This window comes from Streptococcus sp. 2022WUSS083, assembly GCF_044427155.1.
Classification (GTDB): Bacteria; Bacillota; Bacilli; order Lactobacillales; family Streptococcaceae; genus Streptococcus; species Streptococcus hashimotonensis.
On the sequence record NZ_JAOTGK010000007.1, the window covers coordinates 44,063 to 57,623 of the forward strand.

Annotated in this window: 13 protein-coding genes and 1 other RNA gene; 10 read left to right on the top strand and 4 right to left on the bottom strand. The window is 40.1% G+C overall.

The genetic code is table 11. The features are described 5' to 3' along the window. Positions 1 to 83: 83 nt before the first annotated feature. The 4 genes from ODU41_RS09385 (at position 84) to ODU41_RS09400 (ending at position 3,221) form a co-directional block, all read left to right on the top strand. Positions 84 to 248 (top strand): VOC family protein, encoded by a 165-nt coding sequence (locus ODU41_RS09385; RefSeq protein ID WP_248041380.1) that lies wholly within the window; start codon positions 84 to 86, stop codon positions 246 to 248. Between the two features lie 106 nt (positions 249 to 354). Then, the gene (locus tag ODU41_RS09390) at positions 355 to 2,028 is read left to right on the top strand and encodes an ABC transporter ATP-binding protein (protein ID WP_248041379.1); all 1,674 of its coding nucleotides are present in this window, start codon (positions 355 to 357) and stop codon (positions 2,026 to 2,028) included. After that, the gene (locus ODU41_RS09395) at positions 2,025 to 2,858 is read left to right on the top strand and encodes an energy-coupling factor transporter transmembrane component T (protein WP_248017849.1); all 834 of its coding nucleotides are present in this window, start codon (positions 2,025 to 2,027) and stop codon (positions 2,856 to 2,858) included. Before ODU41_RS09390 ends, ODU41_RS09395 begins: the two co-directional genes overlap by 4 nt. A 159-nt stretch (positions 2,859 to 3,017) precedes the next feature. Further along, positions 3,018 to 3,221, top strand: a complete 204-nt coding sequence (locus tag ODU41_RS09400) for a cold-shock protein (protein WP_004195223.1) — start codon at positions 3,018 to 3,020, stop codon at positions 3,219 to 3,221. 41 nt (positions 3,222 to 3,262) lie between these two features. On the opposite strand, the gene rsmG is transcribed toward ODU41_RS09400, so the two are convergent. From rsmG to recU, 3 genes are read right to left on the bottom strand one after another with little or no spacing between them, the layout of a single operon-like run. After that, a complete protein-coding gene (gene rsmG / locus ODU41_RS09405) occupies positions 3,263 to 3,976 on the bottom strand; it encodes a 16S rRNA (guanine(527)-N(7))-methyltransferase RsmG (RefSeq protein ID WP_004195222.1) in 714 nt (237 codons plus the stop codon). 58 nt (positions 3,977 to 4,034) lie between these two features. Next, on the bottom strand, positions 4,035 to 6,209 hold the full coding sequence (gene pbp1a, locus ODU41_RS09410; RefSeq protein ID WP_398578952.1) for a penicillin-binding protein PBP1A: 2,175 nt from the start codon (positions 6,207 to 6,209) through the stop codon (positions 4,035 to 4,037). Continuing rightward, a complete protein-coding gene (gene recU, locus ODU41_RS09415) occupies positions 6,190 to 6,807 on the bottom strand; it encodes a Holliday junction resolvase RecU (protein WP_004194173.1) in 618 nt (205 codons plus the stop codon). Before recU ends, pbp1a begins: the two co-directional genes overlap by 20 nt. Positions 6,808 to 6,872: 65 nt before the next feature. Between recU and ODU41_RS09420 the strand changes: the two genes are divergently transcribed. From ODU41_RS09420 to ODU41_RS09440, 5 genes are all read left to right on the top strand, one after another. Next, complete coding sequence (locus ODU41_RS09420; protein WP_004194171.1) at positions 6,873 to 7,412, top strand: DUF1273 domain-containing protein; 540 nt, start codon at positions 6,873 to 6,875, stop codon at positions 7,410 to 7,412. A gap of 70 nt (positions 7,413 to 7,482) precedes the next feature. Next, complete coding sequence (gene gpsB, locus ODU41_RS09425; RefSeq protein WP_004194167.1) at positions 7,483 to 7,818, top strand: cell division regulator GpsB; 336 nt, start codon at positions 7,483 to 7,485, stop codon at positions 7,816 to 7,818. A gap of 138 nt (positions 7,819 to 7,956) precedes the next feature. Further along, positions 7,957 to 8,321: RNase P RNA component class B (gene rnpB / locus ODU41_RS09430), an RNA gene on the top strand. Between the two features lie 53 nt (positions 8,322 to 8,374). After that, the gene (locus ODU41_RS09435; protein ID WP_105145466.1) at positions 8,375 to 9,532 is read left to right on the top strand and encodes a class I SAM-dependent RNA methyltransferase; all 1,158 of its coding nucleotides are present in this window, start codon (positions 8,375 to 8,377) and stop codon (positions 9,530 to 9,532) included. Between the two features lie 9 nt (positions 9,533 to 9,541). Beyond that, positions 9,542 to 10,996: a cell division site-positioning protein MapZ family protein gene (locus tag ODU41_RS09440; RefSeq protein ID WP_105145468.1), complete on the top strand. Its 1,455-nt coding sequence runs from the start codon at positions 9,542 to 9,544 to the stop codon at positions 10,994 to 10,996. Positions 10,997 to 11,215: 219 nt separating this feature from the next. Here the strand turns inward: ODU41_RS09440 and ODU41_RS09445 are convergent, their stop codons facing one another. After that, a complete protein-coding gene (locus tag ODU41_RS09445) occupies positions 11,216 to 11,698 on the bottom strand; it encodes an S-ribosylhomocysteine lyase (protein ID WP_004194159.1) in 483 nt (160 codons plus the stop codon). 129 nt (positions 11,699 to 11,827) lie between these two features. Between ODU41_RS09445 and ODU41_RS09450 the strand changes: the two genes are divergently transcribed. Next, entirely contained in the window at positions 11,828 to 13,441 is a 1,614-nt protein-coding gene (locus ODU41_RS09450) for a ribonuclease Y (RefSeq protein WP_011921986.1), read from the top strand. The last annotated feature ends 120 nt before the right edge of the window (positions 13,442 to 13,561 follow it).

Here is a 13,561-nt window from a genome sequence, read left to right on the forward strand (position 1 = left end):
TTTTGTGCAATCAGAATTCTTTATATTTTTTCAGTCCATTCTATACGAAGCCTATCAATTAGAAAAGAGAAGGAGATGAAGTCTTGATTTCACTCAATGTAGCAACCAAAGAAGAAGTGGATAGGCTTATCGAGCGTATTGAAGTAAATGGTGGACCAATTGCAGAACGCTCGACAGATGCCCATGGCTTTTATGGAGCAAGTTTTACGGACCTTGATGGGGATCATTTTAATGTGATTGTGAGGTAAGAAGGTAGAATTCATCTGCTCTAGAATCATGGATGAAGGTATTTGAAAAGGGAGAAACTGATGATTCTTCCTTTTTTTCAGAGTCAATTTACGCTATAATAGTCCTATGAAAAAAATCATTGAGTTTAAAGATTTTACATTTAGATACCAAGCGCAACAGGAACCTACTTTAAAAGACATTCAGTTAACGATTTATCAGGGAGAGAAAGTTCTGATTATTGGTCCATCTGGTTCAGGAAAGTCGACGATTGGACAATGTCTTAATGGTATTATTCCCAATATTTACAAGGGAGAACATAGCGGAAGTTTACTATTGGATGGTCAGGAAGCGTTTAATCTTTCGGTTTATGATAAGTCCTTGCTCGTATCAACGGTTCTTCAAGACACAGATGGTCAATTCATTGGCTTATCAGTTGCCGAGGACCTAGCTTTTGCTTTGGAAAACGACATGGAAAGCCAGGGGGTGATGAAGCAAAAAGTAGGGGATTGGGCAGAAAGACTGTCTTTGACCGATTTGCTGGCACATCGACCACAAGATTTATCTGGAGGTCAAAAGCAACGTGTCAGTCTGGGCGGAGTTCTTATTGATGAGAGTCCTATTTTGTTGTTTGATGAGCCACTTGCTAATTTAGATCCCAAATCGGGCCAAGATACGATTGATTTGATTGACCGTCTGCACAAGCAAGAAGGGACCACAACCATTATTATCGAACACCGTTTAGAGGACGTACTGTATCGTCAGGTGGACCGAGTTGTATTGATTAATGACGGTCGGATTTTGTTCAATGGAGGACCTGATGATTTATTACGTACCTCATTGTTACAGGAAAACGGCATCCGTGAACCTTTGTATCTATCGACTCTTCGCGCCTTAGGATATCCGATTGCGCAGTCAGAACACCTCTCCTCAGTTTGGGAAATTGATATTGAGGCTTTGAATATAGCATCCCTACCGACTCTACATTTTGAAAATGGAGAGAAAGAGGCTTTGTTAGAAGTCAAGCATCTTCATTTTTCCTATCCTAACAAACAAGTTCTTACAGACATTCAACTGACGATTCATAAGGGGGAACGTCTAGCTATTGTTGGAAAAAATGGTGCTGGGAAATCTACTTTAGCCAAGGTGCTTTGTGGTTTTATTCAGGGTGAGGGTGAGATTCTCTGGAAGGGGCAGTCAATCAAAGAAGATTCTGTTAAAGAGCGAGCAGAACGGATTGGTTATGTTCTTCAGAATCCCAACCAAATGATTAGCCAAACGATGATCTTTGATGAGGTTGCCCTTGGTTTGCGCATGCGAGGGGTGACAGAAGAAGAAATCGAACACCGAGTTCACCATATCTTGAAAGTATGTGGCCTGTATCCGTTTCGTAATTGGCCGATTTCGGCACTTTCCTATGGGCAGAAAAAACGGGTAACGATAGCATCTATCTTGGTTCTCAATCCAGAAATTATTTTGCTAGATGAGCCAACAGCAGGACAAGATCAACGACATTATCGGGAAATGATGGAGTTTTTGGACCAATTAAATGCTCAAGGACACACCATTGTCATGATTACCCATGACATGCAACTCATGCTAGATTATTCAGATAGAGCTGTTGTTGTGGTGGATGGGCAGATTATTGAAGATGCCAGTCCAGCAGAAATTTTATCTGATGATACGGTGATTGAGCGAGCCAATTTAAAAGAAACATCAATTTTTCACTTGGCGGAGAGGTTGGGAGTTAATCCCTTAGAATTAACAACGTTTTATATGCAGGAAGAAAGGAGAGGAAGATGAGTCAACAAAAACTAATTGGTTACCATCCAGGAACTGGCTTTATTCATAGTTTATCGGCTGTCAGTAAATTACTCTTTTTTCTCATAGTTTCCATTCTTGCTATGATTACTTACGATACCCGCTTGATTCTTTTTATCGCAGTATTTTCTCTAGCCTTGTTCAAAATGTCAGGGATTCGTTATAAAGAAATCTCTCTTGTTTTAATTCTGACCATCATTTTTGCTGCAATGAATGCCCTGATGGTTCACTTGTTTGCACCACGGTATGGAGTGGAACTTTACGGAGCAGATACTCCCTTGCTATCAGGTCTGGGAGTTTATTCCTTGACGAGTCAGCAAGCATTTTATCTGGTGAATCTTCTCTTGAAGTATTTTTGTACAGTCCCTTTAGCGATTATCTTTCTCATGACCACTCATCCTAGCCAGTTTGCTTCCAGTTTGAATCAAATTGGGGTATCCTACAAAGTTGCTTACGCAGTCAGTTTGACCATGAGGTATATTCCAGATATTCAAGAAGAGTTTTATACGATTCGAATGTCTCAAGAAGCGCGTGGTTTGGAATTGTCCAGGAAAGGAAAATTGATGGATCGTATAAAAGGGAACCTATCCCTTGTCATTCCTCTGATTTTCAGTTCCTTGGAGAGGATTGATACAATTTCAACGGCTATGGAATTGCGGCGTTTTGGAAAGAATAAAAAAAGAACATGGTATACCCAACAGCCTCTACAGAGAATAGATTACGCTGTCTTGCTATTTATTCTTGCTCTAGTAGTCGTGACAGTCTATCTGTTTTTTGTTAATCAGGGACGATTCTATAATCCGTGGCGATGATTATTGAGTTTATTGGACCGATTAACCCTTTATCGTTGACATTTAGGAAATATACTGTTACAGTAGGGAATGTAAATAAGTTTAGAGTTTAAGTATCAGTTTCATCTTTTGTTTTTCCTCTTGATAAGTTTTACAAATAAATAAAAAGAGGTAACACAAATGGTACAAGGTACAGTTAAATGGTTTAATGCAGAAAAGGGATTTGGTTTTATTGCTCAAGAAAACGGTCCAGATGTATTTGCACACTTTTCTGAAATTCAGTCTAATGGTTTTAAATCTTTGGAAGATGGTCAAAAAGTGACATTTGAAGTGGAGCAAGGCCAACGTGGTCTTCAAGCAACCAATATTACAAAAATTGGATAATAAAAGAGCGGGTTTCTTAGTGAAACTCGCTTTTCTTATGTTTAAAGGGGTCTTTTATTTGGCATACCAGCTTTGCGTGGAAACTTATTTGGAGTTTCCTTTTTCTTTTCGACGATGGTCAATGTTCGAGGGTCGCCATTTGGAAGAGTATAGTCGTGGTTTTCGATGACTTTTGCGAAGAGGAGATTGAGTGCATTTTTTGCCTGGGTCAATTCATCTTCTGCGCTGGACGCCTTGAGTGCGATTAATTTTCCGTTGAGCTTCAAATAAGGGATAGTCAATTCAGAAAGAATCTGCATGCGGGCAACTGCGCGTGCTGTGACAAGGTCAAATTGTGCACGAAAGTTCTTATCTTGTGCAAAGTCTTCTGCACGACCATGATAGAAATGAACACCTTCGAGCTCTAGTTCTTCGGCAAGCAAATGTAAAAAGTTAATTCGTTTATTAAGAGAATCAATGATGGTAACATCTAGTTGCGGAAAGATAATCTTCATAGGTAGGCTAGGAAATCCAGCTCCAGCTCCAATATCTAAAAGCCGAAGAGGTTCGTTCTGAATATGGCCTTGCAGGATTGGAGCGATAGAATCGTAGAAATGCTTCAGATAGACTTCGCTTTCCTCGGTAATAGCTGTCAGATTGATTTTTTCATTCCATTCCACCAATAGTTGGAAATAGCGATGAAATTGGTGTTTTTGTTGGTCAGTTAATTGAATACCTTGGTCTGCCAAGGTTTTATAAAATACTTCAGGTTTCATAATCTTATCTTATCATAATTTAAGCAAAAGAAAAACCCAGAAGAGTCTGGGAATTTTCTTATTGACCATCTGTCTGTCCCGTCGCAGGATTGTTTCCTGTTGTTGCAGTTTCAGTTGAAGAAGTTGCAGTCTCGGTTGAAGTTCCAGATGATGTTTCGCTTGATGTTGTCGTCGCTTCGGTTGTTTCACTAGTTTCAGTCGAACTAGAAGAACTTGTACTAGAGCTAGTGTACGTGTTATAAGCATTGGAGAGTGAGCGACTACCTCTGAGATAGTAGTTGGAACCGTAACGTACGAGTCCGCTTGGCATCTCCCAATCGGTAGCTGTATAGTCCGAATGCATAAAGAGCATCATATTGTGGTAGACATCTGTTGCAATTCGCATGCTGTTATCAAGGATAGGAGTCATACGATTAGTATATCCGGTCCAAACAGCCATTGCATACTGACTAGAATATCCAACAAAGTTTTCATCAGGAACGACCATGTAGCTATAATTTGCTTCTGGAATTGAAGCTAGAATAGTATCCGTTTCGCTATCGGTATAGTTTGATGTACCTGTTTTACCTGCCATAGGAACTCCACTAACAGAAGCGCTTAATCCATAACCGTAAGACATAACAGCCTTCATCATATCGGTCATCATGTAGGCTGTTTCGGCAGACATGACTTGAGTCCCTTGAGGAGCATATTCTGTTACTGTTCCGTCACTAAAGACAATTTTATTGACATACTGCGGAGCGTAGTATGTGCCGCCATTGGCAAAAGCGGCGTAGGCAGCAGCCATCTTTTCACTACTTGCCCCATACTGGCTACCAGTGTCGGATGTATTACTTGAAATAGCATTAGAGTAATGAATATCTGGGTAATCGATACCAACGCTATTCAAAAATTTCAAGGCATTTTCTAAACCTGTAGTTTCCAATGCTTTAACGGCTGTAACATTTCGAGAATACTGAATAGCAGTCTTAACAGAGATATTCCCATAGTATTGTTTATCCCAGTTATTGACAGGAGTTGTTGTGCCAGGATAATTATAAGGACCGTCTAAAATTAAATCTGCTGTAGATGTATAAATGCCGTTTTCAAAAGCAGGAGCATAGTCTGTGATTGGCTTCATTGTAGAACCAAAGTCGCGGTTGGTTTCAACGGCTTGGTTGGTACCAAATGAGACGTTTGTTTCTTGTTTACGACCACCTAATTGCGCAACGACTTTACCATTAGAAACATCCACAACCGTTGAAGCTACCTGTAATAAATCATCTGGATAGCTGACATACATATCTGTATTGTAGATGTTCCAAAGTTGTTGCTGGGCGGCAGGGTCGACGTTCGTATAGACATCCATCCCTGTTGTCAGCAAGTTGTAACCTGTTTTGGCTTCAACTTCTTCAACGACTTGTTTCAGATAGTTGTCCATATAAGCAGGATAAGCAGCTGCATTAGATAATGGTTGCAAACCATCTGTTACAGGTGTTAGAACAGCTTGTTCATACTGGGTATTATCAATGTACTTTTCTTCCAGCATCTCAGCCAATACCAAATCGCGACGTGTTTTTGCATCTTCTGGATTGGTATAAGGATCATATTGGTTTGGCGCTTGGGGCATTCCTGCTAAAAGAGCTAATTGAGGAAGAGTCAAATCTTTTAACTCTTTTCCATAAAAAGCAAGAGCGGCAGTCTTCATACCGTAATTACCATTTGACATATACACCTTGTTGATGTAGTAGGTCAAAATCTCTTGTTTGGTATTGCGACGTTCCAATTGAGTAGCCAGCCAAGCCTCTTGAATTTTCCGTTTTAGATTTTGATCTTCTACGGATGTCGAGAAATAAGTCAGCTTGATAAACTGTTGGTCAAGTGTCGAGCCACCCTGCAAACGTCCACCACTCAAGTTATTAATCAGGGAACCTGCAATACGAATCACGTCAACCCCTCTATGATTGAAGAAGCGTTGGTCTTCGATTGCGACAATCGCATTTACCAAGTCTGTTGGAATTTCTTCAGTCTTGGCACTCGAACGTTTTTCTGCTCCTAAATCTGCAATAAGATTTCCGTTCTTATCGTAAATTTTACTTGACACAGTTGCTGTCAAAGATTCTTCTGTCAATTCTGGAGCGCTTTGGATGTAGTAAACAACCAATGCAGCTCCGGCCAGGCAGGCAATGATAGCCCCCGCAAGTAAAATATTTGCAGTGATTAGAAGAGCTTTTTTAATTGTTGTAGTTTTCAAAAGATTCACCACCTAATAGATTTTTTTCAACGATTTCCAGATATGGGATGCTGGGGAAACGCCCCATTTGAATCTCAAAGCCGTATTGTCGAATAAAGGTTAGAGGCATCGACTTACTACCCATGTCTACTTGATAAAATTCGATCAAATGAGTGGCTGGCAAGAGATAGGTTTCTTTTAATGTTGAAAAGTGAAGAAGGACAAAACAAATGCCACCTTGTTTAACAACCTGTTTCATGTGTTCGATCTGATGCGCATGAAAATTTTTCATGGGCATGGATGCTTTTTGGCGTGTCTCTTTCGCTTCAAAATCAATATAATGTCTTTTAAAAACACCAGAGTAGTCTGTGGTAGATGCCTGTCGAAAGTATGCTTCGACAATCTTAGCACGGCTCCGTTTGGGGTAATCAACTTTTACAATTTGCACGGGAGTTGGCTTCTTGTGAATGACAGCAATATCGTGCGCAAGGTAATATTGATTGCTATCGTTGATAGCGGCCTCAAAAGACATTCCGCGATTAGCAAAGTTTACTCGCTGGGATGAAATAGGACTGGTTCTATTGATTTTTTTTGACACCTTATGAGGATAATTGACCATAGAACTCCTTCTTGATAAAATAATATCAGCATATTATACCATAATTAGCGAAAAGAGTACAAGAAATGGATACTAAGAGCCTTTTGGTAACAGGTTATAGACATACAGACCTGGGAATTTTTTCAGAAAAAGATCCTCGACTGCACATTATTAAATCTGCAATTCGTAGGAATTTTATTCGTTTTTTAGAAGAGGGAGTTAGTTGGTTCATACTGACAGGTCAATTGGGTTTTGAATACTGGTCCTTAGAAGTCTTAGAAGATTTACGAGCCGAGGGGTATCAACTGAGTATTGCAACAATATTTCCATTTGAAAATCATGGCGAACAGTGGAATGAGGCTAACCAAGCAAAGTTAGCACGGTTTAAGCAGGTTGATTTTGTAAAGTATGCCTATCCACGCTATGAAAACCCAGGGCAGTTTAGAGACTATAACCAGTTTTTACTGGATAATACGACAGGTTGTTATTTGTTTTACGATTCTGAAAATGAAACCAATTTGAAATATTTATATCACATGGTCTTAAAGAAAGAAGGATATAATAGAAAAACGCTTACCTTTGAGGAATTGAATGAGGAGGCTGAAAATTTTTCAAATTCTGAGTGATTTGACTTGATTTTTCCCTATTTTTTTTAATATAATAGGAGTAGTGACGTTTTAGATTAGGGAGAGAGAGATGGCAAGTATTAAATTTACGACAAAAGATATTTTCGAGCAAGATTTTAAAATTGGTTTTCGTGGCTATGATCAAGATGAAGTGAACGATTTTCTTGATGATATTATGAAAGACTATGATGCTTATGAAGCGATTATCAAGGAATTAAAAGGCGAAATTGCTCGATTGAAAGCGCAGGCAGCAAATTCTCCCAAAACAACTCTTCCTACTGAAGAATCGAACGATGTATTGCGTACAGAACGTCCATCTTCAGCGACAAACTTTGATATTCTCCGCCGTCTGAATCGTCTGGAGAAAGAAGTATTTGGAAAACAAATCGTTCAGGATCAAGAATAGAAAATTGTACACCTAAACTGACACTTTATTCGCAGTTATTTTCTCATACACAAATACATTCTGTATTTGTGTACAAAAAATTCCTTGATTTAAAGTGGCTTGCTTTGTAGATACAACTTCTAAGATAATTAAGGTGCAATTTTTGGATAATCGCGTGGTAGTTTTCTACCATGAGGAAAGTCCATGCTAGCACTGGCTGAGATGCCAGTAGTGTTTGTGCTAGGCGAATCAATAAGCCTAGGGACGCCCTTGGGCGTTACGGCGGTTAAAATGGCTAAGTCTTTTGATATGCCAGAGTAGATCTGAAAGTGCCACAGTGACGAAGTTTTTATGGAAACGTAAAAAATGGAACGCGGTAAACCCCTCAAGCTAGCAACCCAAACTTTGGTCGGGGCATGGGATGGATGGAAATGAACAGAAATCCTGACTGTTTAGACAGTAGACAGATGATTATCGAAGGTGGTAGAACCTAGTACTACCGGAACAAAACATGGCTTACAGAAAATTGCATAAAATAGGTAGCTAGCTCTGCTAGCTTTTATTGTAGAGGAAAAAAATGAAAAAACAATTTGAATTGATTGCAACGGCAGCAGCTGGTCTGGAAGCGGTTGTGGGTCGAGAAATTCGTAATCTTGGCTATGAATGTCAAGTGGAAAATGGCCGTGTTCGATTTCAAGGAGATGTAAAATCCATTATCGAAACCAATATCTGGCTGCGTTCAGCAGATAGAATTAAAATCATTGTTGGACAATTTCCAGCAAAGACTTTTGAAGAGTTGTTCCAAGGAGTTTTTAACTTGGACTGGGAAAATTACTTGCCTCTAGGCTGCAAGTTCCCTATTTCCAAGGCCAAATGTGTCAAATCGAAATTGCATAATGAACCAAGTGTGCAGGCTATTTCTAAGAAAGCAGTTGTAAAGAAACTGCAGAAACACTTCTCTCGTCCCGAAGGGGTTCCTTTGCAAGAGATGGGGGCAGAGTTTAAAATTGAAGTGTCGATTTTGAAAGATGTGGCGACAGTCAGGATTGATACGACAGGTTCTAGTTTGTTCAAACGTGGTTATCGGGTGGAAAAAGGTGGCGCACCAATCAAAGAAAATATGGCAGCTGCTATTTTGCAATTATCGAATTGGTATCCAGATAAACCGCTTATTGACCCTACTTGCGGATCGGGAACTTTCTGTATTGAGGCAGCTATGTTGGCCAAAAATATAGCCCCAGGTTTGAAGAGAAGTTTTGCATTTGAGGAATGGCCGTGGGTTGAGAATCAATTGGTGGCTGCATTACGCAAAGAAGCACAAGCTTCTATCAAAACAGATTTGGTATTAGATATTGCTGGATCAGATATTGATGCTCGTATGATTGAAATTGCGAAGAAGAATGCATTTGCGGCAGGAGTTGAGCAAGATATTGTTTTCAAGCAAATGCGTGTGCAAGACTTGCGTACAGATAAAATTAATGGTGTCATCATTTCTAATCCACCTTACGGAGAACGTTTGTTGGATGGTGAAGCCATTGTTACCCTGTATCGAGAAATGGGGGAGACTTTTGAACCACTCAAAACATGGTCTAAGTTTATTCTAACTAGTGATGAGTTGTTTGAAACCCGTTTTGGACAGCAAGCGGATAAGAAACGCAAACTGTATAATGGTACCCTAAAAGTGGATCTTTATCAATTTTTTGGTCAACGAGTGAAACGTCAAGTGCAAGGATAGGAGGACATCGTGGGAGAAAAAAATAGTCATCATCTTCCTTTGGATGAGGAGAAAGTTTTAGATTTTGAAGTGGCGAAAGATTTAACAATCGAAGAAGCAGTCAAAAAACATAAGGAGATTGAAGCGGGTGTGACAGAAGATGATGGTCTCTTGGATCGTTACATCAAGCAACACCGCGCAGAAATTGAATCTCAAAAATTTGAAACCAAAATCAATCATCTTCCTTTAGTTGAGGTGGCTGATGAGGAAAAAAATCAAGGACATGAAAGCGCGGAAGAGGTAGAAGCAAATGATTCTTCTCTTACGGAAGTTAGTGAGGAGATTGCTCCTATTGTAGAAGAACTTTCGGTAACTCCGATGGAAACCTTGGAAGAAACAGTGATTGCAAGTACCGTAGCAATGGAGGGGTTATCTTCAGTGGCAGATGATTCTAGTTTAGAATTGGAAGAAGATGAAGCCGAAGACTTGGACCATAGTGAGGGCGCAGATAGGGATCAGAAAAAGAAATTTTACTTCTGGTCAGCAGTAGGGCTTTCAATGATTGGTGTAATGGCGACGGCGCTGGTTTGGATGAATTCGGTTAACAAATCGAATACTGCGACTTCTTCAAGTTCAACAAGTACAAGCCAGACGTCATCGACAGCATCAAGTTCGACAGATGCGAATGTGACCGCTTTTGAACAGCTCTATAATAGTTTCTTTACGGATAATAGTTTGACCAAGCTAAAAAATTCAGAGTTTGGTAAATTAGCAGAACTGAAAGTGCTGTTGGAAAAATTGGACAAGAATTCGGACAGTTATACCAAAGCTAAAGAACAGTATGATCATCTTGAAAAAGCCATTGCAGCCATTCAGGCCATCAATGGTCAGTTTGATAAAGAAGTCGTTGTTAATGGTGAAATTGATACAACGGCGACGGTTAAATCAGGAGAATCTCTTTCTGCGACAACGACAGGGATTAGTGCGGTTGACAGTCTATTGGCATCGGTCGTGAATTTTGGTCGTTCACAACAGGAAGTCGCTTCGGCTACGGTAGCAAGTGAGGCTGCAGTCACAAGCAGCCAAGGTGCTGATGAAACGGTATCTACTGGTGTACCAGCGACAACAGAAGTCGCTTCAACAACGGTTTCAGGCTCAATAACCGACTCTGGTATTGCCGTGCCAGCTGGTGTCGTCTTGCAACGTGACCGCAGTCGAGTTCCTTATAATCAAGCGATGATTGATGATGTAAACAATGAAGCATGGAATTTTAATCCAGGTATTCTTGAAAATATTGTGACTATCTCGCAACAGCGTGGGTATATAACAGGCAATCAATATATCTTGGAAAAAGTTAATATTATCAACGGCAATGGCTACTACAATATGTTTAAACCAGATGGGACCTACTTATTCTCTATAAATTGTAAGACAGGTTACTTTGTCGGTAATGGTGCTGGTCATTCTGATGCCTTGGATTATTAAACAAAAAGCGTTTTAGCCGCTTCAGATTGAAGAAAAAGTCCATTTTGGACAATTTTCTTCAATCTTTTTTCTTTGTGTTGAAAATAAAAAAACTCTCAGAAACGCCGAAATATCAATGTTTCTAAGAGTTTAATGACTTGCTATCTTTCGCAAACTTCTTCAATTTTTTATATTTTTAGGAGTTTGTCTACGTTCTGAGCGGTGTATCCGCTTTTTTTGTTAGATTGGTTTTCTTTCAAAGGCATCGGTAGAGATTCCCTGAGAAAGGATTAGTTTGGCCCATTCTTTAGCTGAATGAAGGCTGTGGTCTTTGTAGTTACCACATGATTCAATGGTTGTTCCAGGGACATCCTCCCAAGTGATGCCTTCTGCAATTTCTTCCAAACTCGACTTGATGACTTGAGCAATCTTTTCAGAGTCTTGTTTTCCCCACATAATCATGTGGAAACCTGTCCGACACCCGAAAGGAGAGCAGTCGATTAGCCCATCGATGCGCTGGCGAATTAGTTTAGCTAATAGATGCTCAATGGTATGTAGACCAGCTGTATCCATTGCATTTTCGTTGGGTTGGATAAGGCGAATATCAAAGTTTGTAATAATGTCTCCTTTTGGTCCGACTTCTTCAGAAATTAAGCGGATGTAAGGTGCTTTTACAATAGTGTGGTCTAGCTCGAAGCTTTCGACAGTGACTTCTTTTTTCATGGTTTCCTCCAAATAAGTGATAAATTTATTATACCATATTTGACAATTTGGAATTGTGAAATCGTTTCAAATATGATAAAATAGATACAGATTTTGTGAAAATCGAATTATAAAAAAAGAGGTAGAAATATGAATATCATTACAGTAGTAGTGACACTTGTTTCTGCTCTCATTGGTTTAGTATTAGGTTACTTTGCCATTTCTTTGAAGATGAAATCTGCAAAAGAAACTGCAGAATTGACACTTTTAAACGCAGAACAAGAAGCTAGTAATGTTCGTGGTCGAGCAGAAGAGCAAGCTGAGGTTATTCTAAAAACAGCTGAGCGTGATCGCCAGACCTTGAAAAAAGAATTACTCTTGGAAGCTAAGGAAGAAGCTCGTAAGTACCGAGAAGAAATTGCAGAAGAATTTAAGTCAGAACGTCAAGAGTTGAAGCAAATCGAATCACGCTTGACAGAGCGTGCGACCAGTTTGGACCGCAAAGACGATAATTTGACCAACAAGGAAAAGACTTTGGAACAAAAGGAACAAAGTCTGACCGATAAAGCTAAGCACATTGATGAGCGTGAACAAGAAGTTGTAAAACTCGAAGAACAAAAAGCTTTGGAGTTAGAACGAGTGGCGGCCCTCAGTCAAGAAGAGGCGAAGGAAATCATCCTTACCGATACACGTGATAAACTGACGCATGAAATTGCGACTCGTATCAAGGAAGCAGAGCGTGAAGTAAAAGAACGTTCTGACAAGATGGCAAAGGACTTGTTAGCCCAAGCGATGCAACGTATATCAGGTGAATATGTGGCTGAGCAGACGATTACATCGGTTCATTTACCGGATGATGCGATGAAGGGACGGATTATTGGACGTGAGGGTCGAAATATTCGTACCTTTGAAAGTCTCACAGGTATCGATGTTATCATTGATGATACACCAGAAGTGGTTGTTCTATCAGGTTTTGATCCGATTCGCCGTGAGATTGCCCGTATGACCATGGAGACCTTGCTTCAAGATGGTCGTATTCATCCAGCTCGTATTGAGGAGTTGGTTGAGAAACACCGTGTAGAGATGGATAACCGTATTCGTGAGTATGGGGAAGCTGCTGCTTATGAAGTTGGGGCACCAAACCTTCATCCAGACTTGATTAAAATCATGGGACGTTTGCATTTCCGTACCTCTTATGGACAAAATGTTCTTCGCCACTCAATCGAAGTTGCTAAATTAGCAGGTGTACTTGCTGCTGAATTGGGCGAGAATGTGAATTTGGCGCGTCGAGCTGGTTTCCTACATGACGTTGGTAAAGCTATTGACCGTGAGGTGGATGGAAGCCACGTTGAAATCGGTACAGAATTGGCTAAGAAATATAAAGAGAATCCAATTGTTATCAATGCGATTGCTAGTCACCATGGCGATGTAGAAGCGACAAGTACTATTGCTGTCATTGTGGCAGCGGCAGATGCTCTGAGCGCTGCTCGTCCAGGTTCGCGTCGCGAATCTATGGAAGCCTACATCAAACGTCTGCAAGACTTGGAAGAAATCGCCAACAGTTTTGAAGGGATTAAACAATCCTATGCTATTCAGGCTGGTCGTGAAATTCGGATTATCGTTCATCCTAACAAGGTCACTGATGATCAGATTACCATCTTGGCCCATGATGTTCGTGAGAAAATTGAAAATAATCTGGATTATCCAGGAAATATCAAAATCACGGTTATCCGTGAAACAAGAGCAACAGATGTTGCTAAGTAAATGTAGAAGAGTCCGAAGGGCTCTTTTTCTACTGGCTCAAAGTTCGTTTCGGGTTGGGAATAGAAAATATTCTAATCGTATTTAAAAGCAGTTGAAATTCATGCTAAATTTTGTTACACT